This window comes from Nocardia tengchongensis (assembly GCF_054781395.1).
Map to the genome: position 1 here is coordinate 463186 of NZ_BAAGUM010000015.1, position 26802 is coordinate 489987.

The window sequence follows — 26802 nt, forward strand, 5'->3', positions numbered from 1 at the left end:
TACTCGCTCTATTGGGAGATTCATGAAGTACACAAAGTTCGTGGCAACCGCATTCGTCGCCGCGGCCGCGACCGGGATTGCCGCGGGCACCGGTTACGCCGTTCCGCTCGATCAGGCGCCGGTGGTCGAGCAGGCCGCGTCGGGGCTGCACGGGACCCAGCAGGGTGTCGGGTACGACGTCGCGGTGAGCGATGCCAATGACATCGTCACCAAGGTGACCGGCGGGCAGTTCAGCCTGGACGCCACCGGTCAGACCGTGTTCCTGAAGAACGAGGCCGGGGACGTCGTCACCCAGGTGCCGCTGAACGGGGCTCTGGCCGGCAAGCAGTACGGGCTGACCGCGGCCATCGACACCACCGGTACCCAGCTGACGCTGACCTCGGTGTCGGCGCCGCTGGCCACCGCCAAGGACATCGACTCGCAGGGTGACTTCTTCGGGCAGCTGCAGCACGCGGCGCTGGGCGGGATCATCGGCGGGATCCTGGGCGCGTTCCTGTTCGGGATCGGCGCCATCCCGGGCGCGATCATCGGGTTGCTGGTCGTGGGCGGGCAGCCGCTGATCGACTCCGGGTCGGCCTACTTCAGCGGGCAGCCCTGAAAACGTTGATCCTCGGCGGCACCCGGGAAGCCCGGGAACTCGCCGACATCGCGTCCGGTGAGCGAGGATTCGAAATCGTGTCCTCGCTCGCCGGGCGGGTCCGCGCACCCGTGCTGCCGGTCGGCGAGGTACGGGTGGGCGGCTTCGGGGGTGCCGAGGGGCTGCGGGAGTGGCTGGCCGGCAACGGGATCGAGGCCGTGGTGGACGCCACGCATCCGTTCGCGGGCGGCATCACCGCCAACGCGGCGGCCGCGGCGGCCGCGCTCGGACTGCCGGTGCTGCACGTGCGGCGGCCGGGCTGGCTCGAACGCGACGGCGACCGCTGGGTGCGGGTGCCGGATCTGGCGCTGGCCGCGGAAGCGGCTGCGGCGCTGGGGAAACGGGTCTTCCTGACCATCGGCCGCCAAGGTGTGGCGGCGTTCGCGAACTCCGAGGGGTGGTTCCTGATCCGGGCGATCGACCCGCCCGAGGGCGCGGTGCCGCCGCAGCACGAATTGCTGCTCGCCCGTGGACCTTTCAGCGTCGAGGAAGAGATCGCGCTGCTGATCGAGCGGCGCATCGACGTGCTGGTGACCAAGGACAGCGGGGGAGCGCTCACCGAGGCCAAGCTGAGCGCGGCCCGCGAACTCGGGCTGGCGGTGGTGATGATCGACCGGCCGCCGCTGCCCGCGGGCGCGGAGCAGGTGGAAACCGTTGCGGCGGCGCGGGATTGGCTACGCGCCCGGCGCGATTCGGCGATGTGACGCGCAGGCCGGGCGCGGGGTCCGGTCAGGACAGGCGGCTGGTGCGGTCCAGCAGCTCCGGCAGGCGGTCGAACCATTCCAGGACCGCACGCTCGTAGCGGATGCCGAAGTCCAGGGTCGCCCGCTCGTAGGGCGACATCCGTTGCTCGTCGTGGCCGGACAGGTAGCCCGAGAGTCGTTGCTCGTGGACGGTGCGGTTGGCGGCGACGATGCGTTCGAGCCGGCCCGCGTCCACGAACTCCCCGAACGACAGGGTCAGCAGCAGTGGCACGCGGATGGTCTCCGCCCCCGGATCGCGCGCGATCCATTCGGCGAAGGCTTCCCGGCCGTCCTCGGTGATGCGGTAGGGCGTGCGGTCGCGGGCGCCGGCCGCGCCCTTGTCCACCAGGCCGAGCTGGTGCATGGTCGCCAGTTCGCGGTAGACCTGGCTCTGGGTGATGGTCCAGAAGTCACCGATGCGGTCCTGGGCCAGCGCCACCAGATCCCACCCGGACATTTCGCCCGTGTGCAGGAAGCCGAGTAGGGACGCGGCCGTCGAGTTGAGCGGGCGTCGAGCATGGTCTTCTGGCACCGGCACTCCTTCCAGCCTGCAATCACTACGTTCTACATTGGAATATTAGGCTCCGTAGCGGCGGGACGTGAACACCCGGGGTCCACCGGCCGCGTCGAACACGGTCGTGGTGGACGCGCCGACGATCAGCAGCGTGCGCATATCCACCTCGGCGGGGTTCAGCTCGCCCAGCGTCACCACCCGCACCGACTCGGTCGGGCCGCCCACATCGCGGCCGATCACCACCGGCGTCTCCGGCTTACGGTGCTCGAGCGCCAGCTCCCGCATGGCCGCCACCTGCCAGGTGCGCTGCGACGACGCCGGGTTGTACACGGCGAACGCCATGTCCGCCGACGCCACCGCCGAAATCCGTTGCGCCACAGTCTCCCACGGCTTGAGTCGATCCGACAGCGAGATCATCGCGAAATCGTGGCCCAGCGGCGCGCCCATCCGGCTCGCCACCGCGCTGGCGGCGGTCACCCCGGGCAGCACCCGCACCGGCACCTCCCGCCACTGCGGATCCGCCGACTCCTCGACCACCGCCGCCGCCATGGCGAACACGCCCGGATCCCCGGACGACACCACCACGACCTTCGCGCCCTGCTTGGCCATGTCCAAAGCCATACCGGCGCGCTCGGATTCGACCCGATTGTCACTGGCGTGGCGCCGCTGACCCGGCCGCACCGGCACGCGGTTCACATACGTGGTGTAGCCGACGATGTCGGTCGCCTCGGCCAGCGCCTGCGAGACCTCGGGCGTGGTCCACGCTTCGTCGCCGGGGCCGAGCCCGATGACGACGACCTCGCCGACCCGGCCCTCCTGCGCCGCAACCGGATTCGGGGCCGCATGAGCTGCGGGCCCGCCCGTCGACGCTGCGGTGGCGGCCCCCGTCGTGGCCTCCGCACCGGCCGCGACCGAATCCGATCCGGGAAGGACGGCCGCTGCGACGTCGGCCCCGCGTGCGGCAATGCCGTTGGTGGCTGCGGTATTCCGGTCCGTCGTCGCGGCCGGGTCGCTCTGTGCCGTCGCTGTCAGGGCGATACGCGTGGCGGGGGTGGGGCCGGGGACGATCGTGATCGCGAAGTACGGGACGCTCGCCTCCTCCACGTCGGCCGCGCGCAGCACGCGCTGCCGGTCCGAGCTGGCGCGTTCGACGTAGAAGGCGTCGTCGAGGCGGCCGGAATCGGCCAGGGCCTGGCGGACACCCGGGTAGGTGCGGCCGAGCTTCATGATGGCGGCGGCGTCGGTCTCGCGCAGGCGGCGGGTGAGCTCCTCGACAGGCAGGGTGCCGGGCAGGACAGTGAGGACCTGCTTCTCTTCGACCAGCGGCGTGCCCAGGGCGGCCGAGGCGGCGCTGACCGAGGTGACGCCGGGGATGATCTCGGTGTCGAAGCGGTCGGCCAGACGGCGGTGCATGTGCTGGAAAGAGCTGTAGAACAGCGGGTCACCGGCCGCGAGCAGGGCCACGGTGCGGCCCGCCGCGAGGTGTTCGGCCAGGCGCGCGGCGGCCGACTCGTAGAACTCGTCGATCGCGCCCTGGTAGCCGCCGGGATGGTCGGTGGTCTCGGTGGTGACCGGGTAGACCAGGTGCTCCTCGAGCTGACCGGCGCGCATGTAGGGGGCGGCGATGGCGCGCGAGATGCTGCGCCCGTGGCGGGCGCTGTGGAAGGCGATGACATCGGCCTCGCCGATGACGCGGGCGGCCTTCACCGTCACCAGTTCCGGATCGCCGGGTCCGAGCCCGACACCCCAGAGCTTGCTCATTCTTGTTCGCTCGCAATCGCATTGAGGGCGGCGGCGGTGATGGCGCTGCCGCCGCGCCGGCCCCGCACGGTCAGGAATTCGACGCCGCCGTACTCGGCCAGCGCCTGCTTGGACTCCGCGGCCCCGATGAACCCGACCGGAATGCCGAGCACCGCGGCGGGGCGGGGCGCGCCCGCGTCGATGAGGTCGAGCAGGTGGAACAGGGCGGTCGGGGCATTGCCGATCGCCACCACCGCGCCGTCGAGGCGGTCGCTCCAGAGTTCCAGGGCCGCAGCGGATCTGGTGTTGTCCAGCTGGGCGGCCAGGTCGGGCACGCGCGGGTCGTCGAGCAGGCACAGCACGTCGTTGTCGGCGGGCAGCCGCTTGCGGGTGACGCCGGAGGCGACCATCTTGGCGTCGCACAGGATCGGCGCACCGGCCTGCAGCGCGGCCCGCGCCTTGGCGACCACGTCGGTGCTGAATTCCACGTCGCCCGCCAGATCGACCTGCCCGCAGGCGTGGATCATGCGCACCACCACCTGTGACACGTCCGCCGGGAACCGGGCCAGATCGGCCTCGTCCCGAATGGTCGCGAACGAGCGCCGATAGATCTCGGCCCCGTCTTTGAGGTAGCTGGCACGCACGTCGGACATGGCGTCCACCCTAGTTTTCGCCGCCGGAGCGGCGCAGGCCGGGTAGTGCGCCCGGCCACAATGGGTGGTCTCGGTCAGGCGAATCCAGTGGTTTCGGCGCGGGTCAGGTGCGGGGGCGTTCGAGCAGGCGCGACATGACGATATTGCTGCGGGTGCGCCCGACCCGGGCGTTCTCGCGGATCCGCTCGACGGTCGCCTCGATCTCGGCCATATCGGTGGCCATCACGTGGACCAGGGCGTCGGCCTCGCCGGCGATCGTCCACACGCCGACCACCTGCGGGATGGGTTCGAGGCCGCGGCGCAGTTCGGCGGGGGAGATGTTGTCGCGGTAGAAGACTTCGACGTAGGCCTCGGTGCGCCAGCCCAGCGCGGCCGGATTCACCACCGCGGTGAAACCGGTGATCTGACCGCCTGCCACCAGCTTGTCGACGCGGCGTTTGACCGCGGGGGCGGACAGTCCGATCACCGCGCCGATGTCCTGGAACGAGGCGCGCGCGTTCTTCAGCAGATGCGCCAGGATCCGCCGATCGAGATCATCCACGGTCGCTCCCTTCGCGGGGATGCGCGCATCGGCCGCGCTGATGCATGCGCATCGATCGAACGCAACGAATCGCTGGTGGAGAGGCGATCAACGCAACGATTCGCTATTCCTGGCACAACGGTACGCCATTTACCTTCGGGTCAGACCCGTCCGCGCCGCTTCCGAGGGAGTCCCGTTGACGTCCGTAGCCACGCTGCTCGCCCGCGATCCCGCCGCCCGCCGGCCCGTGCCCCGCCGCTACCTGATGTGCCGCCCCGACCACTTCGACGTCACCTACGCCATCAATCCATGGATGGACACCGGTGCCCCCGTGAACCGGGCCCTCGCCCTCGCGCAATGGGATGCGCTGCGCATCGCTTACGAGGTGCGCGGGCATCGGGTCGAGATGATCGAACCGGTGGCGGGGCTGCCGGACATGGTGTTCGCGGCCAACGGCGGACTCGCGATCGGGGACCGGGCGCTCTCGGCGCGCTTCGCCAATCCCGAACGCGCGGACGAAGGCCCGGCCTACCACGACTGGATGGCCGCGCAGCGCTTCACGACCGTGGTGCGTGCCCGCGAAACCAATGAGGGGGAGGGCGATTTCGCGATCGCGTCCGGCCGCATCCTCGCCGGAACCGGTTTCCGCAGCGCTCGCGACTCCCACCAGGAGGTGGCGGATTACTTCGGATTGCCGGTCGTCTCACTGGATCTGGTGGATCCGCGCTTCTACCACCTCGACACCGCGCTCATGGTGCTCGACGACACCATCGCCTACTACCCGGCCGCCTTCAGCGGACCCAGCGCCCGGCTGCTCGCGAGCCTGTACCCCGACGCGATCCTCGCCACCGAGGCGGATGCGAATGTGCTGGGCCTCAACGGCGTCTGCGACGGCTACCACGTCTTTCTCACCGATCAGGCGGTCGACCTGGCTGAGCAGCTGCGCGCCCGCGGCTACGAACCGGTCGGGATCGACCTGTCGGAGCTGCTCAAATCCGGCGGCAGCGTGAAATGCTGCACGATGGAATGGCACGCGGTCAGAACGGCAGCCGGGTCCGGAACGGACTGACGTCGGGATCATTCAGGGGATGGGCCAGGATCAGGAAGCGCAGCAGCATGATCGCGCCGGTGATCTGCAGGACGGCCAACGGGATCTCGCCGATCAGCGCCGTGCCCAGCGAGATCCACACGTCGCTGGCATCGGCGGTGACGATGTCGAACCAGGCGTCCACCAGCAGGAGCAGGCCGGTGCCGAAGGCCGGGAGCAGCAGCACCACGCGCCGCTTCCAGCCGAGGTAGGCGGTGGCCGCCATCATCAGCACCAGTACGATGTCGAAACCGATCCAGGCCAGCGACCAGTTGCGGGCGTGGTATTCGGTCGGCAGTGAGAACCCGAGATACACGATCCACGGAATCAGGCCCAGGCATCCGCCGATCATGAGCGTGAGCCGGACTCGCCGATGCACCCGCACCACTTCAGGGCGGGGCAGGACCCGCTCCGGCGGTGGTTGTAATCGCCGGATCAGCTCGCGGCGCTCCTCGTCGGACATCGCCCCGATCTCTTGATCGCTGAGCTTCGCGATGGTCATGACCGCCTCCCGCCTGCGCTGGTGCCGCCCTGCCCCATCCACTCTGCACCAGCGACCCCGAGGCCTGCACGCCGCACCCGCCGAGGGTCCGGCGACCGCTTCCGCATCCTCGACATCGTCGAAGTCACGGTCTGACTTCACCACGCCGTTCCTGGCTCGCCCCCCGAGAAGTGGGGGCCTCCCGATCTCTTCGAAACGTCTGTATGTCAGATATTGCCGGGCTAGCGTTCAGCGTCCGGCGGACGTCGGGACGATCATGATCAGGGAGTGGATATGACACGGGAAGCGGTTCGCCGAATCGGCTGGGTCGCAACGACAATGGCGCTGGCGGCGACGATTGCCACGGTCACCGCGCCGGTCGGGACGTCCGCCCCCAGCAGCACCTTTCAGGGTGTATGGGTGTTGGACGACAGCGGGTACGTGCCGGCGCATATCTCTGTCGGTGTGCGCTACGTCCTGCACGCCGATGCGGTGGGCCAAACACCCCGCGTGAACTTCTATGACAACTCCGCCTGCCTGGGCAGCACTCTCGCCAAGGTCTTCCGCGACCCGGTCTCGGACGACTACGCGTGGGTGTACTGGGTGCCGACCAGTACCGGAACCCACGTCCTGTCCACCAAACAGGGCGACTGGGAGAACGGTCCGGCCACGGTGCAGGTCGAACCCGCGCCCGCGGGGACTACCCCCGTCGCGCAGCCAAAACTCGATGGTTGCGGCGGGGGCGGCAGCCTCGACCTCAGCAACTACCCCATCGGCTCCGGGAGTTCGACCGCGACTCCCTAGCCGGCGGGGACGATGCGGTAGCCGTCGGTGGTGGCGACGACGTCGGTGACCGCGCCCTTCGGGCGGCCGCAGCGGCGGTCGCAGCCCGACCAGTGCTGCCGGCCCGCGACCACCACGTCGGCGGCGTCGAGGCCCTCGCGCGCGAATCCCGGTGCGCCGGTGGGGAGGACGCGACCGGAGTCGACGGCCTCGGCGACATCGGCGCGGACGTCGGTCAGGGACTTGGCGCAGCCGGGCATGCCCGCGCAGGCGCTGACCTGGAGCCACGGGGAAGCGGCGTCGAAGATCAGGCCCATGGGGGCCAGCACGCGGACCACCTGTTCGGCGGCCCACTCGTCGAGATCGGTGATGACGAGGCTGCGCCAGGGGGTCACGAACACCGGGCGCTCGACGGCTGCGAGGAATTCGGCGGTGCGGGCGGGCAGGGAACCGAGGCGGACGCCCGCGCCGAGGGTGACCCGGTCGTCGGCCTGGGTCATCCAGCCGATCGGAACATCCTGGTGGACAGGCGGTTCCAGGAGGTCGGCGGCGATGTCGAGGCCGGGGTGGCCGGTGCGGAGCCGGTCGGTGAGCCGGGCGGTGCCCTCGGGGATCTCGTGCAGTCGCCAGTGCCCGTCACGCAGGTCGAGGAAGCCGTCGGCCGCGGCGAGCATGAGGTCCACCGCGGTATCGGCGGGCAGGCGCAGGCCGGAGTCCTTGCCCGCCAACAGGAGTGCGTAGGTGTGTTCGCCGAGGGCGTGCACGCCGATGTCGCCGCCGAGGCCGCTGACGTCGCCGCGGCCGTCGTCGAGGGTGAACAGCACCCGGCCCGGCAGTTCCGCCAGGCGTGGTCGCGCGCGCAGGCCCGCGTCGAGGGCGGCGACCAGGGGATGCACGTTGGACCAGCCGCCGACGCGTCCGGACAGCGGCGAGGCGATGATGTTGCGCACCCGTTCGTGGGTGGCGCTGGGCAGCAGCCCGGCGTCGGTGAGCCGTTCGGTAAGGGCGGCCGCGTCGCGCACCTGCCGGAACTGGATGTTTCCGCGCGAGGTGAGTTCGATGTTCCCGTCGCTGAGGTCGGCGGCCGCGCCGGCGAGGGCCTCAAGCTGGGTGGGGGACAGGAGTCCGCCGGGCACCCGGATGCGGGCGAGGGGACCATCGGCTGCTTCGTGCAGGCGCAGCACGCCCGGGCAGGAATCGGGATCGGTTCGCGTCATGACGCCTCCCAGCGTACGGAGGTCGGCGCGGCCGGGCACGAGCTGCCCAGGCGTCGAACCCAGTTCACGTCTATCTGAATCTGTAGATATTGCAATCTAACTATGTGTCGTGGGCATGGCGGAAAGAAGCCGAAAGAAATCCGGGGCCGGGGGAGCCCCGGAATCTCGTTGTCGGATCGGTCGATTCGGCCAGGCCGGTTCAGCCGGCCTGGCGGGGTTCGATGGCCGCGGGGGCGCCGCGGCGGCGGGCGAAGGCGGGACTGACTTCCCAGGTGTCGTTGAGGAGGCTGGGGACGTTGTGGTGGTCGGCGTGGTCACGGTGGACGGTGGTGGTCATGACCGTGAGGCCGAACAGGATGGTCGCCGCGCAGACGACGCCGGCGATGAGTGCCAGCCGCGAGTGACCGGAGCCGGCGGCGGTGAGTGCCATGGCCAGCGTTGCGAAGGCAACCAGTACGCAAAAGTATCCCGACCAGGCAGCAAAGCGGTTCCGCCTGACCCATCCTGGAGTGAGTGGCATACCGGCAGCGTACGCGCCGACCAGTCGGTTCTCTGAGGGGATGAGCCAGGCTTTGCCGCACTGTGATCGGTGCGCGGCCCGGTGATCCGGGCGCGATACCGGTCCGGCGAACGCGGCGCGATAGCATCGGCGAGCTCGTCGAACGGAAGAAAGCCGGTGCAATTCCGGTGCGGTCGCGCCACTGTGACAGTCAGACCTTCCCGGCGGGCGCCGAACCGTGCTGGGCGCGTCACCCTAGGAAGGCCGAACCTGTGATTCTGCTGCTGTCCACCTCCGACACCGATCTGCTGAGCGCGCGCGCCAGCGACGCCGGCTACCGGCTGGCCAATCCGGCCCGCCTGCTGCCGGAGGACCTGCCGGGCCTGCTCGACGGCGCCGAGCTGGTGATCGTGCGCGTGCTGGGCGGCAAGCGCGCCTGGGAGGACGGACTGGAGACGGTGCGCGCCAGCGGAATTCCGCTGGTCGCACTGGGCGGCGAGATCGCGCCCGACGCCGAGCTCATGGAGTGCTCCACGGTGCCGGGCGGCGTGGCCGCCGACGCCCACAACTACCTGGCCGCGGGCGGTCCGCGAAACCTGCTGCAGCTGCACAACTTCCTGTCCGACACGGTGCTCCTCACCGGGCACGGTTTCGAGCCGCCGGTGGAGATGCCGAGCTGGGGCGAACTGGAGCGCGAGGCGCGTCCGGTCGCGGCGGACGCGCCGACCGTGGCGGTCGTCTACTACCGGGCCCAGCACCTGGCGGGCAATACCGCCTACATCGATGCCCTGTGTGCGGCGGTCGAGGACAAGGGCGCGCGGGCGCTGCCGATCTACTGCGCCTCGCTGCGCACCGCGGAACCGGAACTGCTGGCCACGCTGGGTACCGCCGACGCCCTCGTGGTGACGGTGCTGGCGGCGGGTGGCACCAAGCCCGCGACCGCCTCGGCCGGTGGCGACGACGAGGCCTGGGATGTGGGCGCGCTCGCCGACCTGGATGTGCCGATCCTGCAGGGCCTGTGCCTGACCAGCGGCCGCGAGCAGTGGGAGGCCAATGACGACGGCCTGTCCCCGCTGGATGTCGCCACCCAGGTGGCGGTGCCGGAGTTCGACGGGCGCATCATCACGGTTCCGTTCTCGTTCAAGGAGTTCGACGCCGACGGGCTGTCGTCGTATGTGCCCGACGCCGAGCGCGCGGCCCGCGTGGCGGGGATCGCGGTGCGCTACGCGCGACTGCGCCACATTCCGGCCGAGCAGAAGAAGATCGCGATCGTGCTGTCGGCGTACCCGACCAAGCACGCGCGCATCGGCAACGCCGTCGGCCTCGACACCCCGGCCAGCGCCATCCGGCTGCTGACCGAGATGCGTGAGGCCGGATACGATCTCGGCGCGCGCGGGGAGATCCCCGGCCTCGAGACCGCCGACGGCGACGCCCTGATCCACGCGCTCATCGCGGCCGGCGGGCAGGACCCCGACTGGCTGAGCCAGGAACAGTTGGAGGGCAACCCGATTCGCATCGGCGCCGACCTCTACACCCAGTGGTTCGATACGCTGCCCGAGGACCTGCGCGAAGCCGTGATCGAGGCGTGGGGGCCGCCGCCGGGCGAACTCTACGTCGACCGCTCCGCGGACCCGAAGGGCGAAATCGTCATTGCCGCCCTGCGTTTCGGCAATGTGGTGCTGATCGTGCAGCCGCCGCGCGGCTTCGGTGAGAACCCCGTCGCCATCTACCATGACCCCGATCTGCCGCCGAGCCACCACTATCTGGCCGCCTACCGCTGGCTGGCCGCGCCGGAGGGTTTCGCCGCCGACGCCGTGGTGCACCTGGGCAAGCACGGCAACCTGGAGTGGCTGCCCGGCAAGACGCTCGGCATGTCGGCGTCCTGCGGCACCGACGCCGCCCTGGGCGATCTGCCGCTGATCTACCCGTTCCTGGTCAACGACCCGGGCGAGGGCACCCAGGCCAAGCGCCGCGCCCACGCCACCCTGGTCGACCACCTGATCCCGCCCATGGCGCGCGCCGAGACCTACGGCGACATCTCGCGGCTCGAGCAGTTGCTCGACGAGCACGCCAATATCTCCGCGCTGGATCCGGGCAAGCTGCCCGCCATCCGCCAGCAGATCTGGACGCTGATGCGCGCGGCCAAGATGGACCACGATCTCGGGCTGACCGAGCGGCCCGAGGAAGACGTCTTCGACGACATGCTGCTGCATGTCGACGGCTGGCTGTGCGAGATCAAGGACGTGCAGATCCGCGACGGCCTGCACATCCTCGGCCAGGCCCCGGCGGGGGAGGCCGAGGTGGACCTGGTGCTGGCCATGCTGCGCGCCCGGCAGCTGTGGGGCGGCGAGGTCAATGTCCCGGGTCTGCGAGAAGCGCTGGGGCTCAGCGAATCCGGTGACGAGAAGCGCGACCGGGTGGACGCCTTCGAAGAGCTGGCGCGCGAATTGGTCTCGGCCATGCAGGAAGTCGACTGGGCCGCCGACTCCATCGACGCGGTGACCGACGCCGTGTTCGGCGGGGAACTCGCCGCGGCGGCCGGCCTCACCGACGTGGCCGCGCGACTCGACGAGACGCGCCGCGTGCTGGGCTTCGCCGCGACCGAGGTGGTGCCGCGACTGCGGCAGACCGGCGTCGAGATCGCCCGCATCCTGCACGCCCTCAACGGCGGCTTCATTCCGGCAGGTCCCAGCGGCTCGCCGCTGCGCGGCCTGATCAACGTGCTGCCCACCGGGCGCAACTTCTACTCGGTCGATCCCAAGGCGGTACCGTCGCGCCTGGCCTGGGAAACCGGTCAGGCCATGGCGGATTCGCTACTGGCTCGGTATCTGGCCGACCACGGCGAGTATCCGCGTTCGGTGGGTCTGTCGGTGTGGGGCACCTCCGCCATGCGGACCTCCGGCGACGACATCGCCGAGGTGTTCGCGCTGCTGGGCGTGCGGCCGGTGTGGGACGAGGCCAGTCGCCGCGTCACCCGCCTGGAAGCGATCCCGCTCGCGGAGCTGGGTCGTCCGCGTATCGACGTGACCGTACGGATCAGCGGATTCTTCCGCGACGCCTTCCCGCATGTGCTGGCCCTGCTCGACGACGCCGTGCGTCTCGCCGCCGGACTCGACGAGCCCGCCGAATCGAACTACGTGCGCGCCCACGCCCAGGCCGACCTGGCCGAGCACGGTGACGAACGTCGCGCCACCACCAGGATTTTCGGTTCCAAGCCGGGCACCTACGGGGCGGGACTGCTGCAGCTCATCGACTCCAAGAGCTGGCGCACCGACGACGATCTGGCGCAGGTGTACACCGCGTGGGGCGGTTTCGCCTACGGCCGCGACCTGGACGGCGCGCCCGCGGCCGACGACATGCGCACCGCCTACCGGCGAATCGCGGTGGCGGCCAAGAACACCGACACCCGCGAACACGATATCGCCGACTCCGACGACTACTTCCAGTACCACGGCGGCATGGTGGCCGCGGTGCGCGCGTTCACCGGCGCCAACCCCGAGGCCTACATCGGTGACAGCACCCGTCCGGACGCGGTCCGCACCCGCACGCTGTCGGAGGAGACCACCCGGGTGTTCCGGGCGCGCGTGGTGAATCCGCGCTGGCTCGAGGCGATGCGCCGGCACGGCTACAAGGGCGCCTTCGAAATGGCCGCCACCGTCGACTATCTGTTCGGCTACGACGCCACCACGAATGTGGTCGCCGACTGGATGTACGAAAAGCTGGCCGAGTCCTACGTTTTCGACGAGACCAACCGCAAGTTCATGGAGCAGTCGAATCCGTGGGCGCTGCACGGTATCGCGGAGCGTTTGCTGGAGGCGGCGGAGCGGAAGCTCTGGGAACAGCCCGAACGCGAGACGCTGGATCGGCTGCGGCAGGTGTATCTGGAGACCGAAGGCGAACTGGAGTAATCGATTTCGACCGGTCCGTAGGATCGGTGCGGCGTGCCGGGGTGACACACAGGACAAGGGCGGACAACCCCGGCACCTCGGTCTTCCGCGTCCCGAACTCTGAGAGGACCATGAGAATCGTTCCGGACTCGTACTCGGGGGAGGCCCTGATACGTCGGGGAGCACCGGAACACCCGCCGACGTTCCAAAAGCGTTGCGGGGTCTGAAAATTCTATGTGGAATTCTCCGATTCGCCGCGCTGTCGCGCAGGCATCACCGAATTGCGGTGTGCCGGCGTATTCGTGCGGACCCGTCCGCTCGGCCCTGGGGTGAATCGGCACTTCGATCGCAGGGAACCATCATGAGAATCGCCAGAATCGCCACTACCACTTTGTTTTCCATCGCGGCCCTGGCCATCGCCACGGTGACCGCACACGGTGAACCCGCCGTCGCGGCGCCGGGAATCAGCGGCAACGACCGGGGTGTCGACTATTCGATCGCGCTGGCCCAGGATCGCGGCGCGGTCACCACCACGCTCGCCGGGGGTCATTTCGAACTCGCGGGCGGCGCGGTCGACATCGTCTCGCCCACGGGGGAGACCATCGCTTCGCTGCCTTTGCTGTACCAAGCCGCCGATCGCACGGTCACCGTGGTGCCCGAGGTGAACGCCGACGCCACGGAACTGACCGTGCGCCCGGCGAATCCGGCCGATATCGCCGCCCCGAACGCCGAGGTGGCGGCCTTGCAGAATGTCGCCAACGCCGGGTCCATCGTGGCCGGGGCGTTGATCGGCTGCATCGTCGGGGCGGTGATCGGGATCTGGTTCTTCGTGGTCGGCGCGATCATCGGCTGCGGCGTGGGCGGTCTGATCGGCGCGGTCATCGCCGGCGATCAGCCCTGACATCGAGGGCACACCGCGCCGCCGGACCGGTCCCCGCCGGTCCGGCGGCGCGGCGTCGATGAATCGGGTTATGCCGCAGTGATTTCGATGCCGATGGTGCCCGTGCTGCCGCGGCGCACCTTGCTCAGCGTGATGGTGAGCCAGCCCATGATGCCGTACTTGCGCTGCACCAGCCCCCGCGTCCGCTCACTGCCGGCGTCGTCGAGGATCACCGCGCGTCCCTTGACGATCTCCCCGCGGGTCTTGCCCCGCACATCGCAGGCCTGCACCGTCACCTCGGGATTACGGCGGATGCGTTTGACCTTCCAGCTGTCGGTGACGGTCCAGACATACAGCCGGCCCCCGTCGAGTGCGGCCCACAGCGGCGTCCCCACCGGTGTGCCGTCCTTCTTGTAGGTCGTCAGATTCACGTAGTTGGCGGTGCCCACGGGCCCGAACGGGTTGTCCACGCCCGCAGCCTATCCGGTGTGGCCGTCCGCCGCTGCCAGGCGCACGAGCGACCGGGAGGCCGCGAAGTCGGCGACCAGGTCGGCGAACAGCGCGCCGTGGGTGAGCGGCAGATAGTGGCCCGAACGCGGCACGACCAGCAGTCGGGCGTCGGGGGAGGCGCGCAGGAACCGCTGCTCGCCGAGCCGGAAGTGGTCGTGGCCGCCGTTGATCAGGCGTATCGGGCCGGGGTACGCGCGCAGGGCGGCGAGCGGATCGAATGTGGTGAGCGCGGCGGCCACCTCGGGGATCACCTCGGTCGCGATGCCGCCGCGCGCGATGTCGGCGGCCACCCGGGGTGGGAGGACACGGCGGAAGACGCCCTCGCTGAAGGCCTTTCCGCCATCCGGGCGGGCGGACAGCAGCCGGTGCACGAGCAGGAACGGGGTCGCGAGCGGCCGTCCCGAAGTCAGGGTCGCGCCCGCGACCACGAGTCCGGCCACCTGATCCGGATGGGCCGCCGCGGCGGCCATCGCGGTGAACCCGCCCAGTGAATGCCCGACTACCAGTGCTGATCCGCCGAGTTGATCGATACCCGCGCGGACGGTCTCGATCGCGCCCGGCAGTGTGAACCGCTCATCGCGGCGTTCGCCGTGCCCGGGCAGATCGATGGCCAGTACCGGATGCCCGGTTCCGAGCTGTTCGCTCACCTGACCCCAGCAGGCACTGCTCAAACGAATGCCGTGGATCAGCAGGATCGGAGTTGTCGTCATGGTGTGCCTCCCGGTTCAAATGCAACGCTACGTTGCGTTGCAATTGAAGCAGGCATGGCTGTGCAACGCAACGTTGTGTTGTATTTTGGGGTGGTGACGACACCGCAACGGCGATCGACGGGCGGGCCGCGGCAGGCGGCCGCCATCTTCGCGGCCACCCTGGAACTGCTGGCCGACAAGGGATATGACGGCCTGACCATGGAGTCCGTCGCCGCCCGATCCGGGGTGAACAAGACGACCCTGTACCGCTGGTGGCCCGCCAAGGACGCACTGCTGGCCGCGGCGCTCACCGACTCCGACCTGCTGAGCTTCCCGATGCCCGACACCGGCAGTCTGCGCGGTGACCTGCTGGCCCTGGCGCACGCCATCGCCGAACTGCTCACGGGTCAAGCGACCGCACCCATCGCGACCGCGGTACTGGCCGCCGCGCCCGCACGGCCACAGCTGGCGCAGGTGGGGGCGGCGTTCTTCGCCGAACGGCTCGGCCGCGAACAGCCGGTGTTCGAGCGGGCCGTGGCGCGCGGCGAACTCGACGCGAGCTGCGATCCGGCGGCCATCATGGACCTGCTGGGCGGGGCGATCTGGTTCCGGCTGCTGCTGCGGGGACAGCCGCTGACGCCCGAGTACCTCGCTCGCGCGGTGGATCTGGTCGTGGACGGGCTGCCCGGCGCGAGCTGAGGGTCAGGCCGGGGGCGCGCCTACCAGGCGCAAGGCCAGCACCGCGTAGTCGGCGCCGATCTGGTCGGGGGTGCGGCGGTACTCGGGCTGGTACCAGCGGGCGGTGTCCACACACAGCGACATCAAGGCGAGGGTGACGGCATTGGTGTCGGCGACCTCGAAGACGCCGGCGGCGCGGCCCTGATCGACCAGATCGCGGACCAGGCGGTGAATGCCGATCTGAATGGCCGCGACCTCGGTGCGGTGCTCGGCGGTGAGGTCGGTCAGGTGGTGCAGCACCACGCGCACCGATGCGGCGTGCTCGGCGTGCCAGACCGTCAGATCGCGCACCACCGCGGCCAGCCGGTCGGCGGCGCTGCCGGAGACCGCGGCCGCGGTCATCGCGACCTGGTGGGTCAAGCGCATCGACGACAGCGAGATGCGGTACAGCACTTCCTCTTTCGAACCGAAGTGCACATACAGCCCGGCCGGGCTCAGACCCGCGCGGGCGGCGATATCGCGGGTCGTGGTGGCGTGGAAGCCGCGCTCGGCGAAGGCGTCGATCGCGGCCAGGAAGATCCGGCGCTGCCCTTCGGGGAAGCGCCGCTCGGTGAGCTCCTGATGCGCGACCGCGGCGGTGCCGCGACCGTCATCCCCGGCCCGCGCCGCCGTATCGTCGTTACCCATCGAACGAGTATCTCCCAGAGCAGGTTTCATACGGTGACCGGCCGGGCTTCCCGGACGCCCGGCCGGTGCGGGCGGGTCAGGCCGCCGGTTTGGGGGCGGGCGGGGTGAACGGCGCGTTGATCGTGGTGAAGTACTGGATCGCGGCGGCGACCGCCACCGGGGCGGTCACCAGCAGCTGACCGCCCAGCGTGCCCAGGAAACCGACCGCCGCCGCGCCGCCCACACACCCGGCCAGCGGGCCCGCGCCGAACAAGGCCAGCAGCGGGGCCGTCGCGACACCCGCCAGGCCCGCACCCACCAGGCAGCCCACCGCGGCCCCGCTCAGGCCGCCGACGAAGGTGCCGATGGTGGCGCCCATGCCGACGGTGTCGCGCAAGCGATTCCAGGCGTACTGCTCGCGCTCGAACTGGCTGCGGAAACCGGCTTGATCCTCGTACGGCAGGGACACCGGCTGGTAGAGAGCGTGCTCGCGGTCGAAGCGCGGGATGAGGGTCGCGGTGTGGTCGTGGATGTCGGCGGTGATCGGGAAGACGAAATCGTCGACCCGGAACGACAACTCGGTGCCCGCGAGCACGGTGCCGTCGGCGGCCTCGATGGTGAACACGCCGTTGTCGACGGCCAGGGAGCCGGCGTCGGTGGTGAGCACGGTCGCGCCCGCGGCGTCGGTCGTGGCGGTGTAGTTCACCGGGGTCACCTCGGCGGGCGCCGGGGCGGCCGTGGCCTGTCCGCCGAGGACGGCGGAGCCGATCAGCAGGGCGGACGTGGCGGCGATTTTCCTCATCTGCGGTCCTTCGAGAGCGTGCACCGGTGGGGTCCGGGTGCGGTGATTCGGCCGGGGTCGCCGACGTCGGTCGACGTGGCGTGCTTCACAAAATGACTAAGCGGGCGCTTAGTCTGGCGAGACGTTAGCTGGATCACAGTGCCGAGGTCAAGGCTTCGTAGTCATAGAGGAACTGAGCGGGCGCTCATATTCGTCGCAACGGTGGGCGGGGGTGTGGAATCGGCTCGGTGCTGGACGCGGTCGAATGCCCGGCGGTCTACCGCTGCGTCGGCCGCCGATACACCAAGCGGGCGCTTAGTCATGAACGAGGGTGGGCGACCGTAGGTTGGAAGTCGAGCCCACCGCACGGGCGACGGTCAGGGAAGGGACTCTTGTCGATGAGCGATCGGACTTACGTGGTGAGCAGCGGCGCGGCGGACATCATCTTCACCGGCGGACCGATCGTCACGGTCGCGGGCGCGGCGCCGGAAGTCGAGGCGCTCGCGGTCACCGGCGGCCGGATCGGTGCGGTGGGGACGGAATCGGAGGTGCTGGCGCAGCGCGGACCCGGCACCACGATGGTCGATTTGGGCGGGCGGGCGCTGCTGCCCGCGTTCGTGGAGCCGCACAGCCATCCCTCGCAGATCGCGGCCGCGCTCGCACCACCCGCGGTCGACGTGCGACCCTTCACCGTGCCCACCGGCGACGGGGTGGCGGCCGCGCTGACCGCGGCCGTGGCGGCGGCGAAACCGGGGGAGCCGATTCTGCTCTACGGCATCGACGTGCTGCTGCAAACCGGACTCGCCCTGCCGACCGTGCAGAGCCTCGACGCCGCCGCGCCCGCGAATCCTGTTGTCCTGGTATCCAACAGCGGGCACGCGGCCTACGCAAATACCGCGGCGCTGACCCAGGCGGGCATCACCCACGACACCCCGAATCCGCCCGGCGCGGAATACGTGCGCGGACCCGACGGCGCGCTCACCGGGGAGGCGCGCGAGGCGGCGGCGATCCTGACTTTGACCGAACCGTTGAAGGCGACGGTCAGCGGCGCCATGCCCGACCGATTGCGTTGGGCCTACGCGCAATTGGCGGCCGCCGGCTACGCCACCGCCAGTGAGCACACCGGCAGCGCCGACTCCGGCACGCTCTACGCCGCGCTCGCCGCGGATCCGAACTGCGCGTTGCGTATTCGCTCCTACACGATGGGCACTCCCGAACTGGCCGCCGATCCCGCGAACGTGCCCGGTCAGGGTGTCGCCGCGGACGCGCTCTACGGGGTCATCGGCATGAAGCTGTGGGCCGACGGATCGCCCTGGCAGGGCAACATTTTCACCACCTTCCCGTATCTGACGACCGAGGCGACCGCCCGGATGGGTCTGAAACCGCACCATCACGGCGGCATGAACTACACCGCCGAACAGCTCACGCAGTTGGCGACGGCGTTCGTCGGGCAGGGCTGGCAGCCCGCCTGCCACGTGCACGGGGACGCCGCAGTCGATGTCGTGCTCGACGCCTACGAGAAGGCCCTCGCGCACACGAGTGCCGATCTGCGGCCGCGTCTCGAGCATTGCGGGGCCATGCGGCCCGATCAGTTCGCGCGCGCCGCGCGGCTCGGGGTGACGGTCAGCTTCTTCATCGAACACGTCTACTACTGGGGTGACGTGCTGATCGACGAACTGTTCGGCCCCGAGCACGGCGCGCACTGGATGTCGGCGAAATCGGCCCTCGACGCCGGACTGCGGATCTCGTTCCACAACGACGGCACCGTCACCCCACCCGACCCGATCGGCAATATCGCCACCGCGGTCACCCGCACCGCGCGCGGCAGCGGCCGGGTCCTGGCCGCCGACCAGCGCCTGGACATCGACGCCGCCATCAAGGCGCAGACCCTCGACGCGGCCTGGCAGCTGCACCTCGACCACGAGATCGGCAGCCTGGAGCCGGGCAAGTCCGCGGATCTGGTGGTGCTGTCGGGCAATCCGCGCACCCGGCGACCGGAATCGTTGCGCGAGTTGACCGTCGAGGCCACCTACTTGCGGGGCCGCCAGACCTTCGGCGAACCGCTGACCTGAAGCCCGGCAACCGGATTCGCGGCGCTCAGAACTGGGCCTCTTTGGGGAGCTTGGCACATGATCATGTCCCACCGGCTTGGAGGCACTCGGCGGCGGTGCTCAGTCCAGGCGGGTCAGGATCTGCGGGCCGGCCTCGGTGATGGCGATGGTGTGCTCGGAATGCGCGGTGCGCGAACCGTCGGCCGAGCGCAGGGTCCAGCCGTCGGGATCGGTGACGATGCGGTCGGTGCCGCGAGCGAACCAGGGTTCGATGGCGATGGTCAGCCCCGGCCGCAACCGGAAACCGCGCCCGGGCCGCCCGGCATTGGGGATGTTCGGATCCTCGTGCATGGTGCGGCCCAGGCCGTGACCGCCGTATTCGGTGTTGACGCGATAGCCGTGGGCGCGGGCGACTTCGGCGATGGCGGCCGAGAGATCGCCGACGGTGTTGCCCGGTTCGGCCACCGCGATGGCGGCGTCGAGGGCGGTTTCGGTGGCGCGGATCAGGCGCGCGTCCTCCGGATCGGCGGCGCCGATGATGGTGGTGACCGCGGAGTCGGCGACCCAGCCGTCGATGCCGACGGCCAGATCCATACTCAGCACGTCACCGTCGCGCAGTGTGTAGTCGAACGGAAGTCCGTGCAGCACCGCGTCATTGACCGACAGGCAGACGGTGTTGCGGAACGGGCCGCGCCCGAAGCTGGGGGAGTAGTCCCAGTAGCAGGAGACCGCGCCGCGTTCGCGGATGCGGGCGCGGACCACGGCCTCGAGGTCGAGCAGATTCACCCCGATCTGGGCCTTGTCCTTCAGTTCGGCGAGTACGCCGGCCACGAATCGGCCGGTCACGCGCATGCTGTCGATTTCGGCGGGGCTCTTGAGTTCCACCATGACTACCTCCATCAATCGGTATTTTTATACCGACCATAGCGGCTTGCGGTATTTAAATACCAAACGTAGGGTGACCGGTATGGTCCGACTGCCCCTCACGCCCGCCCAGCTCGAGGCCGGACGCCGCCTGGGCGGCGCGCTGCGCACCGCCCGCGCCGGCCGGGATCTCGCGGATGTGGCCGCACACGCGGGCATCTCGCCGGAGACGCTGCGCAAGATCGAATCGGGACGGCTGCCGACACCCGCGTTCGGGACGGTGGTGGCGTTGAGCCGCGCCCTGGACATCCCCCTCGACGAGCTGGCCGAGGTCTGGCACCCCGGCGACACCGCGCAGCGCTCGGCCTCCTGACCGCGTCGGTCGCGGTTCAGTCGCCGGTGAGTTCGACCGGCACCGCGAGCACATCCACCATCGCGCCGTTGCGCAGCACCGTCACCGGCAGCGTGCGCCCGATGGCGTCGGCGAACAACTGCCGTTGAATGCCCTGCGCGTCACGAATCTCGGTGCGCGCGATGCTGAGCACCAGATCCCCGCGCCGCAACCCCGCGCGTTCGGCGGGCCCGCCGCGCACCACCTCCACGATCCGCAGCCCCGCGTCCTGACCGGTGCGGGCGGCGACCGCGGTGGGCAGGGGCGCGGGCACCCCGACCACGCCCAGGTAGGCACGCCGGACCCGGCCCTCGGTGAGCAGGGTGCTGATGATGCGGCGGGTGGTGACGTTGATCGGAATCGCCAGACCCAGCCCGATCCCGGCGACCGCGGTATTGATCCCCACCACCCGGCCCGCCGAATCCGCCAGCGCCCCACCGGAATTGCCGGGGTTGAGGGCGGCGTCGGTCTGGATCACGTCCTCGATGACGCGCGCGGTGCGGCGATTGCCGACGGGCACCGAGCGGCCCAGCGCGCTCACCACGCCCGCGGTCACCGACCCGGCCAGCCCCAGCGGGCTGCCCACGGCCACCACCAGCTGCCCGACCACCAGGGTGTCGGCGTCGCCGAGCCGCACCGCGGCCGGAGCCCCACCGCGGGCGCGCAGCACCGCCAGATCCGAGAGCGGGTCCACGCCCACCACGTCGAAGCTCGATTCCAGTCCGTCGGCGAAGACCACGGTCCCCTTGGACGCCTCGCCGACGACGTGGGCGTTGGTGAGCAGGAAGCCGTCGCCGGTGAACACCACCGCCGAGCCGCCGCCGCGGCGGGTCTGCACGCTGGCCACGTGCGGGGTCACCGAAGCGGCGACCGCGATCACCGTGCGCGAGTAGGCGTCCAGGGCCGCGGCCTCGGCGGGTTCGAAGCCGGGCGGCGGCCCGGACTCGGCGGGATTCGGGGTCTCGTCCCAGGACGAGAGGGCAGCTTCGTCGTCCACGACGACCACCATCCGATTACGTGATTACAAGGTGTGTAATCCCAGCATGCGCGCGATTCGGGCACCACGACAACCGGTTCGCCGACAGCGCAAACCCGCCGGTCAGCGGATGCGGTACTGCAGGTGGGTCACCCGGGAGCCGGCCACGATCTCCGGATCCTCCAGCAGCACCGGAGCATTCGACAGCGCACCCAGCAGTGGCACCCCGCCGCCCAGCAGCACCGGCACGATATCGACCCAGATCTCCTCGAGCAGCCCCTCGTCCAGGCACTGGCGGGCCACATCACCGCCGCTGACCCCGACCAGCTTGTCCCCGGCGATGCCGCGCGCCACCTCGATCGCCTCCTTCACCCCGCCGGTGACGAAGGTGAACGGCGCGTCCGGATGCTCGGCGATCCACTGCTCGGGCACGGTGTGGGTGACCACGACGATCGGCTTGTCGGCCGGATGCACCCCGCCCCACCCGTTGGTCAGGGTGAACAAACGCTTGCCGACCACGTACACCCCGACCGCGTCGAGCCAGGCCCGCAGATATGCGGCATCGGAGGCGGTCAGGGAGAACGGGATTTCGGGATGGGTGCTGGCGATCGGCACGTCGCCGCTCTGATACCAGGCGAACAGGTGCTCGAAACCGGTTTCGCCGGGGCCCGCGATGAAGCCGTCGAGGGACATGCTCGCGCCGGTGACTACCTTGCTCATGGCCGTGCTCCTTCGAGAAGGGAATGATCGGCGTGCATCGCCGTCTCGCAAGGAAGTCGGCGCCGCTTTCCGGAAATCATCGTTCATCGCGACACGGATTTTCCGGAAAGCGGCTACGGGTCAGGTCGCCTGGCTCACCGAGGACATGTGGAAATCGGGAATCCGCAACGGCGGCATGGCGGTCCGGGTGAACCAGTCCTTCCACTCGCGCGGCAGGGTGATCTCGGTGCGGCCCGCCTCGGTGACCCGGCGCAGCAGGTCCAGCGGGCTCTCGTTGAAGCGGAAGTTGTTGACCGCCGCGGTGACCTCGCCGTTCTCGACCAGGTAGACGCCGTCGCGAGTGAGACCGGTCAGCAGCAGCGTCGCCGGATCCACCTCGCGGATGTACCACAGGCAGGTCAGCAGCAGACCGCGTTCGGTGCGGGCGATCATGTCCGCGAGCGTGGCGTCGCTACCGCCGGTCAGGAGCAGGTTCTCGCCGGGAACCGTGACGGGGGCGTCGAATTCGGCGGCGGTGGCGCGCGGATACACCAGCGACTCGATCACGCCCTCGCGCACCCAATCGGTGCGCTGCGCGGTCAGGCCGTTGTCGAACACCGACAGCGACTCCGACGACGACGGCGTCGCCACGAACGGCCGGTACTCGAGGCCCGCCGCGCTCGGATCCGAGGACAGCGTCAGCGGAATCCCGGTGAGCCGCTCCCCGATTCGGGTGCCGCCCGCCCTGGCGAAGGCGGTGTGGCCCTCGTGCGCGCCGCGGCCCTCCATGGTCCAGGACATGTAGATCATCAGATCCGCGACCGCCGAGGGCGGCAGCAGCGTCTCGTATCGGCCCGCCGGCAACTCGACGCGGCGCTTGGACCAGTCCAGGCGGCGCGCCAATTCGCTCAGCAGGCCCGCGGTGTCGACGTCGGCGAAATCGGTGGTGCCGGTACCGACCCAGGCGCTGGCCAACTCCGCGCCCTCGCCGCGCTTGCCGTTGATCTCCACCGAACCGGTCGGCTGCACCCAGCGCCGGCGCAGACCCGTGGAGGTGCCCAGCCAGGTGGAGTGCATCTGGTGGTGGGCGAAACCGTAGAGGCGGTCCGCGCCGTCGAAACCGGTCGCCAGATCCTGTGCCAGCGTGGTGAACACGCCGATGTCGGTGGTGGCCGGGTCGCCGTCCCAGTCGAGCAGCCGGTCGAGGGTGTCGGCGTCGACGGCATCGGGATCGAGCAGCGGCATGGCGTCGCGCGCGGGCTCGGCGTCGCGGGCCGCCTGTTCGCTGGCGCGCACCACCGACTCGATGTCGGCCGGATCGACGCTGGTGGAACCCACGCTGCCGACGCGCGCGGCGGTCGGGCCGTCGCGGAACACCGAGATCACCGCCCAGTCCCGGGCCACCGAGGAACCGTTGGTGGTCATGGAATTTCCGGCCCAGCGCAGCGACGCCTCGTGCGCGTCGGTGACGATCACCATGGCCTCGTCCGCGCGCGACGCCCGCAGCGCGCGTTCGACGACCTCGGGGGCGGGGAGCACACTCACCGTGTCGGTCCTTTCCTACTGTCCGGCCTCGGCGCGGGTATTGAGAATGTTGATGCCGCGCACCAGCACCGACGGGCAGCCGTGCGAGACCGCCGCCACCTGACCCGGCTGCGCCTTGCCGCAGTTGAACGCCCCGCCCAGCACCCACGTCGAGGGTCCGCCGACGGCTTCCATCGAACCCCAGAAGTCGGTGGTGGTGGCCTGATAGGCGACATCGCGCAGCTGCCCGGCCAATTCGCCGTTGCGGATGCGGAAGAAGCGCTGGCCGGTGAACTGGAAGTTGTAGCGCTGCATATCGATCGACCACGACTTGTCGCCGGCGATGTAGATGCCGTTCTCGACGCGGGAGATGAGTTCGGCGGTGCTGGTGTCGCGGTCGGGATCCGGTTGCAGCGACACGTTGGCCATGCGCTGGATCGGGACGTGGTGCGCGGAGTCGGCGTAGGAGCAGCCGTTGGAGCGCTCCAGGCCCAGCTTCGGCGCGAACACCCGGTCCAGCTGGTAGCCGACCAGCACGCCGTCGCGCACCAGATCCCACTGCTGCCCGGCCACGCCCTCGTCGTCCCAGCCGACGGTGGCCAGGCCGTGCTGCTGGGTGCGGTCGCCGGTGACGTGCATGATCGGGGTGCCGTAGCGCAGGGTGCCGAGCTGGTCGGGGGTGGCGAACGAGGTGCCCGCGTAGGCGGATTCGTAGCCGATGGCGCGGTCGTATTCGGTGGCGTGGCCGATGGATTCGTGGATGGTCAGCCACAGGTTGGTCGGGTCGATCACCAGATCGGTGGGCCCGGCCTCGACGCTGGGGGCCTTCACCTTCTCGGCCAGCCACTCCGGCATGCGCGCGAGTTCGCCCGCCCAGTCCCAGGTTCCGTCCGCGCCGGTCACGTACTCCCAGCCGCGCCCGGCGGGGGCGGCCAGGGTGCGCATGGTCTCGAACACCCCCGCCGCCGGGTCGACGGTGATGGCCTCGAACTGCGGGTGCAGGCGCACCCGCTGCTGGGTGATGCGGGAGCCGAAGGTGTCGGCGTAGAAGGTCTGCTCCTTGACCTGCAGCACCGATGCCGTCACGTGATCGACGCCGTCGGCCGAGCGCAGCCGGTCCGAATAGTCCAGCAGCAGCGCGACTTTCTCCGGGGTCGGCACCTCGAATGGGTCCACGTCGTAGGCCGAGACGTACTCGGTGCCGTCGTAGCGCGGCTCCGGAGCCAGTTCCACGCGTTCGCGATTGAGCGCGCGCAGCGTCGTCGCCACGGTCACCGCGCGGCGCGCGACCTCGGCCGCGGTGTCGGCGGTGAGGTCGGCGTGCGAGGCGAAACCCCAGGTGCCGTCGACGATCACGCGCACTGCGAACCCGAGATCGGTACTGTCGGACACCGATTCGACCCGGCCGTCGCGCAACCTGATGGACTGCTGCACGAGTCGATGCACACGCAGGTCCGCGTACTCGGCCCCGGCCGCGCGGGCCGCGCTCAATGCGGCGTCGGCGAGCGCGGACAGCGGCAGCGCGCGGAACTGGCCGTCGATGACCTTGGTAGCGATGCTCACCCGCACCACGCTAGAGGGCGACACGCCGGGCGGCCAAGAAACCACGCAGCCCGATCGAAATTCATCGTCCGCAAACCTGCATACGCTGCAACAATGCGCGAAGTGTGAAGTAGCACAGCGGGAAACGGCACGCTCAACGGCTGGACATTCCGCGGATTGCCCGGCGGATGCCGTACTGTCTGCCCGCGTGCCGCCATCCGCACTCCGCGATCGCAAACGGGAACGCACCCGCCGAGCCCTGCTCGAAGCCGCCGTAGAACAGTTCGAGAGCCGAGGATACGAGGCGGCCACCGTCGCCGAGATCGCGGCCGCCGCCGAAGTCGGCACCCGGACGTTCTTCAACTACTTCGCCAGCAAAGAGGAACTGCTGTTCCCCGAGCCGGACGAACGGGTGCAGGCCGCCGTGCGCGCCATCGCCACCCGCCGCCCCGGGGAACGCCCCGTCGAGGTGCTGCTGCGCGCCCTGCGCGCGGCCGGCGACAACCCCGGTGATCACCTCGGAGACAACCTCGCCGCCCGCATCGCGGTGCTGCGCGCCCAGGTCTCGCGCACCGTCCCGGCCGTGTCCGGGCGCGCCGCCTACGCCCAGCTCGCCTCCCAGCAGGAGATCGCGCGCCAGCTGCGCGCCGCCTTCCCCGAGGAACTCGACGACGTCGGCGCGGCCGCCCTGGTCGGCGCGGTCGTCGGTGCGGTATCCGGGGCGCTGACGGTGCTGTTCCAGCGCCCGGGTCTGGAGGACGGTGAAGCGCTGCAACGCAAGATCCAGGAGACCACCTCGAAGGTGCTGGCGCCGTGGCTGTCCCAGCCCGCGCCGGAGCTGCCCGCCGATCACACACCGGTGATCACCGAGGTTCCTCCGCTACGTCCGGAGCCGGAAGCCTTCCGCCCCTTGACCTCGGTGCATAGGCTCGCCCGCGTCTGAGGTGGGTCAGCCGAACTGTTGCCAGCCGAGGCGAACGACCATGGCGGTCACCACCACCAGCAGGACGATGCGGACGAAACCGGCCCCCTTGGCCAGTGCCATCCGTGAACCGACCACCGACCCTGCGACATTCGCCACGGCCATCGACAGGCCCAGCGCCCACAGCACGTGCCCGGTGCTCGCCAGGAACAGCAGTGAGCCCAGGTTGGAGCCGCAGTTGATGACCTTCGCCATGGCGGCGGCGCGCACGAACTCGGTGCCGAGCATCGTCGCGAAGGTGATGATCAGGAACGTGCCCGTGCCCGGCCCGAGCAGCCCGTCGTAGAGGCCGATCAATCCCGCGGCCAGCGCCACCACCAGGATCGTCTTGCGCCGGGTCGGGCGATGGGTGGCCATGGTGACCCCGATCGAGGGCCGCAGCGTCACGAACACCGCCACGCCGATCAGCACCACCATCACGATCGGGATGAAGTACTTGCGGTCGATCAACGCCACGGCCGCCGAACCGCACGCCGCGGCCACGGCCGCGATGACCGCGCCGGGGACGAGCACCTTCCAGCGCATCGGGACCTTGCGGCTGAAGGTGAGCACCGCGGCGCTGGTGCCGGAGAAGGCGGCGATCTTGTTGGTGCCCAAGGCCGTCTGCGGGGCCAGGCCGGGCAGCACCACGAACAGGGTGGGCAGCACGATCAGGCCGCCGCCACCGACCACGGCGTCGACCCAGCCGGCCGCCGTCGCCGCGGTCAAAAGGACCGCCCAGTCTGCAAGGCTCACGGGCCGACCCAACCAGACGCCACCGCCGCGAACCAAACCGTCGGGTGCGTCAGAGAGTCGCCGGCTACCGGGC

27 protein-coding genes and 1 riboswitch are annotated in these 26802 nt (G+C 70.1%); of the genes, 10 read left to right on the forward strand and 17 right to left on the reverse strand.

All coding sequences use genetic code 11. The annotated features are described in order from the left end of the window. Positions 1-40 precede the first annotated feature (40 nt). Together ACYVKL_RS28720 and ACYVKL_RS28725 are read left to right on the forward strand one after the other, a co-directional pair. On the forward strand, positions 41-598 hold the full coding sequence (locus tag ACYVKL_RS28720; protein WP_379166253.1) for a DUF8020 domain-containing protein: 558 nt from the start codon (positions 41-43) through the stop codon (positions 596-598). Then, a complete protein-coding gene (locus tag ACYVKL_RS28725; protein WP_379166704.1) occupies positions 595-1341 on the forward strand; it encodes a cobalt-precorrin-6A reductase in 747 nt (248 codons plus the stop codon). The genes ACYVKL_RS28720 and ACYVKL_RS28725 overlap by 4 nt, the downstream gene beginning before the upstream one ends. A 25-nt stretch (positions 1342-1366) precedes the next feature. Here ACYVKL_RS28725 and ACYVKL_RS28730 read toward each other — a convergent pair whose 3' ends face one another. From ACYVKL_RS28730 to ACYVKL_RS28745, 4 genes are all read right to left on the reverse strand, one after another. Further along, entirely contained in the window at positions 1367-1912 is a 546-nt protein-coding gene (locus ACYVKL_RS28730) for a PadR family transcriptional regulator (protein WP_379166254.1), read from the reverse strand. 45 nt (positions 1913-1957) lie between these two features. Next, positions 1958-3655 carry a precorrin-3B C(17)-methyltransferase gene (gene cobJ, locus ACYVKL_RS28735; RefSeq protein WP_379166255.1) on the reverse strand — a complete coding sequence of 566 codons (1698 nt, stop codon included), beginning with the start codon at positions 3653-3655 and terminating at the stop codon, positions 1958-1960. Further along, positions 3652-4287: a precorrin-8X methylmutase gene (locus tag ACYVKL_RS28740; RefSeq protein WP_213555810.1), complete on the reverse strand. Its 636-nt coding sequence runs from the start codon at positions 4285-4287 to the stop codon at positions 3652-3654. Before ACYVKL_RS28740 ends, cobJ begins: the two co-directional genes overlap by 4 nt. A 103-nt stretch (positions 4288-4390) precedes the next feature. Continuing rightward, positions 4391-4828 carry an Lrp/AsnC family transcriptional regulator gene (locus tag ACYVKL_RS28745; RefSeq protein WP_379166257.1) on the reverse strand — a complete coding sequence of 146 codons (438 nt, stop codon included), beginning with the start codon at positions 4826-4828 and terminating at the stop codon, positions 4391-4393. A gap of 175 nt (positions 4829-5003) precedes the next feature. On the opposite strand from ACYVKL_RS28745, the gene ddaH reads away from it, so the two are divergent. Next, positions 5004-5876 (forward strand): dimethylargininase, encoded by an 873-nt coding sequence (ddaH, locus tag ACYVKL_RS28750; RefSeq protein WP_379166258.1) that lies wholly within the window; start codon positions 5004-5006, stop codon positions 5874-5876. Here the strand turns inward: ddaH and ACYVKL_RS28755 are convergent. Further along, on the reverse strand, positions 5845-6396 hold the full coding sequence (locus tag ACYVKL_RS28755) for a hypothetical protein (RefSeq protein ID WP_379166259.1): 552 nt from the start codon (positions 6394-6396) through the stop codon (positions 5845-5847). The genes ddaH and ACYVKL_RS28755 overlap by 32 nt on opposite strands. Positions 6397-6669: 273 nt before the next feature. Between ACYVKL_RS28755 and ACYVKL_RS28760 the strand changes: the two genes are divergently transcribed. Continuing rightward, on the forward strand, positions 6670-7179 hold the full coding sequence (locus ACYVKL_RS28760) for a hypothetical protein (RefSeq protein WP_379166260.1): 510 nt from the start codon (positions 6670-6672) through the stop codon (positions 7177-7179). Here the strand turns inward: ACYVKL_RS28760 and cobG are convergent. Further along, positions 7176-8375: a precorrin-3B synthase gene (cobG, locus tag ACYVKL_RS28765; RefSeq protein WP_379166261.1), complete on the reverse strand. Its 1200-nt coding sequence runs from the start codon at positions 8373-8375 to the stop codon at positions 7176-7178. The two genes, ACYVKL_RS28760 and cobG, sit on opposite strands and share 4 nt — an antisense overlap. A gap of 199 nt (positions 8376-8574) precedes the next feature. Then, positions 8575-8805, reverse strand: coding sequence for a hypothetical protein (locus tag ACYVKL_RS28770; protein WP_379166262.1), 231 nt, complete (start codon positions 8803-8805; stop codon positions 8575-8577). Between the two features lie 225 nt (positions 8806-9030). Next, a riboswitch (adenosylcobalamin-variant (AdoCbl-variant) riboswitch) is annotated at positions 9031-9102 on the forward strand. A gap of 44 nt (positions 9103-9146) precedes the next feature. Here ACYVKL_RS28770 and cobN point away from each other — a divergent pair. After that, on the forward strand, positions 9147-12782 hold the full coding sequence (gene cobN / locus ACYVKL_RS28775; RefSeq protein ID WP_379166263.1) for a cobaltochelatase subunit CobN: 3636 nt from the start codon (positions 9147-9149) through the stop codon (positions 12780-12782). Between the two features lie 340 nt (positions 12783-13122). Continuing rightward, on the forward strand, positions 13123-13662 hold the full coding sequence (locus ACYVKL_RS28780; RefSeq protein WP_379166264.1) for a DUF8020 domain-containing protein: 540 nt from the start codon (positions 13123-13125) through the stop codon (positions 13660-13662). Between the two features lie 68 nt (positions 13663-13730). Here ACYVKL_RS28780 and ACYVKL_RS28785 read toward each other — a convergent pair whose 3' ends face one another. Both ACYVKL_RS28785 and ACYVKL_RS28790 read right to left on the reverse strand, forming a co-directional pair. Beyond that, positions 13731-14111 (reverse strand): PPOX class F420-dependent oxidoreductase, encoded by a 381-nt coding sequence (locus ACYVKL_RS28785; RefSeq protein ID WP_379166265.1) that lies wholly within the window; start codon positions 14109-14111, stop codon positions 13731-13733. Between the two features lie 9 nt (positions 14112-14120). Continuing rightward, complete coding sequence (locus ACYVKL_RS28790; protein WP_379166266.1) at positions 14121-14861, reverse strand: alpha/beta fold hydrolase; 741 nt, start codon at positions 14859-14861, stop codon at positions 14121-14123. Positions 14862-14954: 93 nt separating this feature from the next. Here ACYVKL_RS28790 and ACYVKL_RS28795 point away from each other — a divergent pair, with 93 nt between their 5' ends. Further along, complete coding sequence (locus ACYVKL_RS28795; protein WP_379166267.1) at positions 14955-15539, forward strand: TetR/AcrR family transcriptional regulator; 585 nt, start codon at positions 14955-14957, stop codon at positions 15537-15539. A 3-nt stretch (positions 15540-15542) separates the two neighbouring features. On the opposite strand, the gene ACYVKL_RS28800 is transcribed toward ACYVKL_RS28795, so the two are convergent. Both ACYVKL_RS28800 and ACYVKL_RS28805 read right to left on the reverse strand, forming a co-directional pair. Then, positions 15543-16205, reverse strand: coding sequence for a TetR/AcrR family transcriptional regulator (locus tag ACYVKL_RS28800; RefSeq protein ID WP_213555799.1), 663 nt, complete (start codon positions 16203-16205; stop codon positions 15543-15545). A gap of 76 nt (positions 16206-16281) precedes the next feature. Continuing rightward, positions 16282-16986 (reverse strand): DUF8020 domain-containing protein, encoded by a 705-nt coding sequence (locus ACYVKL_RS28805; protein ID WP_379166268.1) that lies wholly within the window; start codon positions 16984-16986, stop codon positions 16282-16284. A 377-nt stretch (positions 16987-17363) separates the two neighbouring features. Between ACYVKL_RS28805 and ACYVKL_RS28810 the strand changes: the two genes are divergently transcribed. Next, a complete protein-coding gene (locus ACYVKL_RS28810; RefSeq protein ID WP_379166269.1) occupies positions 17364-19037 on the forward strand; it encodes an amidohydrolase in 1674 nt (557 codons plus the stop codon). 99 nt (positions 19038-19136) lie between these two features. Here ACYVKL_RS28810 and map read toward each other — a convergent pair whose 3' ends face one another. Then, on the reverse strand, positions 19137-19904 hold the full coding sequence (map, locus tag ACYVKL_RS28815) for a type I methionyl aminopeptidase (protein WP_379166270.1): 768 nt from the start codon (positions 19902-19904) through the stop codon (positions 19137-19139). Positions 19905-19983: 79 nt separating this feature from the next. Between map and ACYVKL_RS28820 the strand changes: the two genes are divergently transcribed. Then, positions 19984-20253, forward strand: coding sequence for a helix-turn-helix transcriptional regulator (locus tag ACYVKL_RS28820; protein WP_379166271.1), 270 nt, complete (start codon positions 19984-19986; stop codon positions 20251-20253). 16 nt (positions 20254-20269) lie between these two features. Here ACYVKL_RS28820 and ACYVKL_RS28825 read toward each other — a convergent pair whose 3' ends face one another. From ACYVKL_RS28825 to ACYVKL_RS28840, 4 genes are all read right to left on the reverse strand, one after another. Continuing rightward, on the reverse strand, positions 20270-21172 hold the full coding sequence (locus ACYVKL_RS28825; protein ID WP_379166706.1) for a S1C family serine protease: 903 nt from the start codon (positions 21170-21172) through the stop codon (positions 20270-20272). Between the two features lie 198 nt (positions 21173-21370). Next, complete coding sequence (locus tag ACYVKL_RS28830) at positions 21371-21967, reverse strand: dihydrofolate reductase family protein (protein ID WP_379166272.1); 597 nt, start codon at positions 21965-21967, stop codon at positions 21371-21373. Between the two features lie 120 nt (positions 21968-22087). Then, positions 22088-23485, reverse strand: a complete 1398-nt coding sequence (locus ACYVKL_RS28835) for a metallopeptidase TldD-related protein (RefSeq protein ID WP_357197536.1) — start codon at positions 23483-23485, stop codon at positions 22088-22090. Positions 23486-23506: 21 nt separating this feature from the next. Next, positions 23507-25033 carry a TldD/PmbA family protein gene (locus ACYVKL_RS28840; protein WP_379166273.1) on the reverse strand — a complete coding sequence of 509 codons (1527 nt, stop codon included), beginning with the start codon at positions 25031-25033 and terminating at the stop codon, positions 23507-23509. 187 nt (positions 25034-25220) lie between these two features. Here ACYVKL_RS28840 and ACYVKL_RS28845 point away from each other — a divergent pair, with 187 nt between their 5' ends. Beyond that, positions 25221-25955, forward strand: coding sequence for a TetR/AcrR family transcriptional regulator (locus ACYVKL_RS28845; RefSeq protein ID WP_379166275.1), 735 nt, complete (start codon positions 25221-25223; stop codon positions 25953-25955). Between the two features lie 6 nt (positions 25956-25961). On the opposite strand, the gene ACYVKL_RS28850 is transcribed toward ACYVKL_RS28845, so the two are convergent. Then, positions 25962-26729, reverse strand: coding sequence for a TSUP family transporter (locus tag ACYVKL_RS28850; protein WP_357196996.1), 768 nt, complete (start codon positions 26727-26729; stop codon positions 25962-25964). Between the last annotated feature and the right edge of the window lie 73 nt (positions 26730-26802).

Bases quoted from the DNA above. Each gene is read 5' to 3' on its own strand.
- map (WP_379166270.1), bottom strand. From the start codon at position 19,904: ATGGTGGAACTCAAGAGCCCCGCCGAAATCGACAGCATGCGCGTGACC.
- cobG (WP_379166261.1), bottom strand. From the start codon at position 8,375: ATGACGCGAACCGATCCCGATTCCTGCCCGGGCGTGCTGCGCCTGCAC.
- ACYVKL_RS28760 (WP_379166260.1), top strand. From the start codon at position 6,670: ATGACACGGGAAGCGGTTCGCCGAATCGGCTGGGTCGCAACGACAATG.
- ACYVKL_RS28830 (WP_379166272.1), bottom strand. From the start codon at position 21,967: ATGAGCAAGGTAGTCACCGGCGCGAGCATGTCCCTCGACGGCTTCATC.
- ACYVKL_RS28790 (WP_379166266.1), bottom strand. From the start codon at position 14,861: ATGACGACAACTCCGATCCTGCTGATCCACGGCATTCGTTTGAGCAGT.
- ACYVKL_RS28770 (WP_379166262.1), bottom strand. From the start codon at position 8,805: ATGGCACTCACCGCCGCCGGCTCCGGTCACTCGCGGCTGGCACTCATC.
- ACYVKL_RS28740 (WP_213555810.1), bottom strand. From the start codon at position 4,287: ATGTCCGACGTGCGTGCCAGCTACCTCAAAGACGGGGCCGAGATCTAT.
- ACYVKL_RS28820 (WP_379166271.1), top strand. From the start codon at position 19,984: ATGGTCCGACTGCCCCTCACGCCCGCCCAGCTCGAGGCCGGACGCCGC.
- ACYVKL_RS28755 (WP_379166259.1), bottom strand. From the start codon at position 6,396: ATGACCATCGCGAAGCTCAGCGATCAAGAGATCGGGGCGATGTCCGAC.
- cobJ (WP_379166255.1), bottom strand. From the start codon at position 3,655: ATGAGCAAGCTCTGGGGTGTCGGGCTCGGACCCGGCGATCCGGAACTG.
- ACYVKL_RS28800 (WP_213555799.1), bottom strand. From the start codon at position 16,205: ATGGGTAACGACGATACGGCGGCGCGGGCCGGGGATGACGGTCGCGGC.
- ACYVKL_RS28805 (WP_379166268.1), bottom strand. From the start codon at position 16,986: ATGAGGAAAATCGCCGCCACGTCCGCCCTGCTGATCGGCTCCGCCGTC.
- ACYVKL_RS28780 (WP_379166264.1), top strand. From the start codon at position 13,123: ATGAGAATCGCCAGAATCGCCACTACCACTTTGTTTTCCATCGCGGCC.
- ACYVKL_RS28810 (WP_379166269.1), top strand. From the start codon at position 17,364: ATGAGCGATCGGACTTACGTGGTGAGCAGCGGCGCGGCGGACATCATC.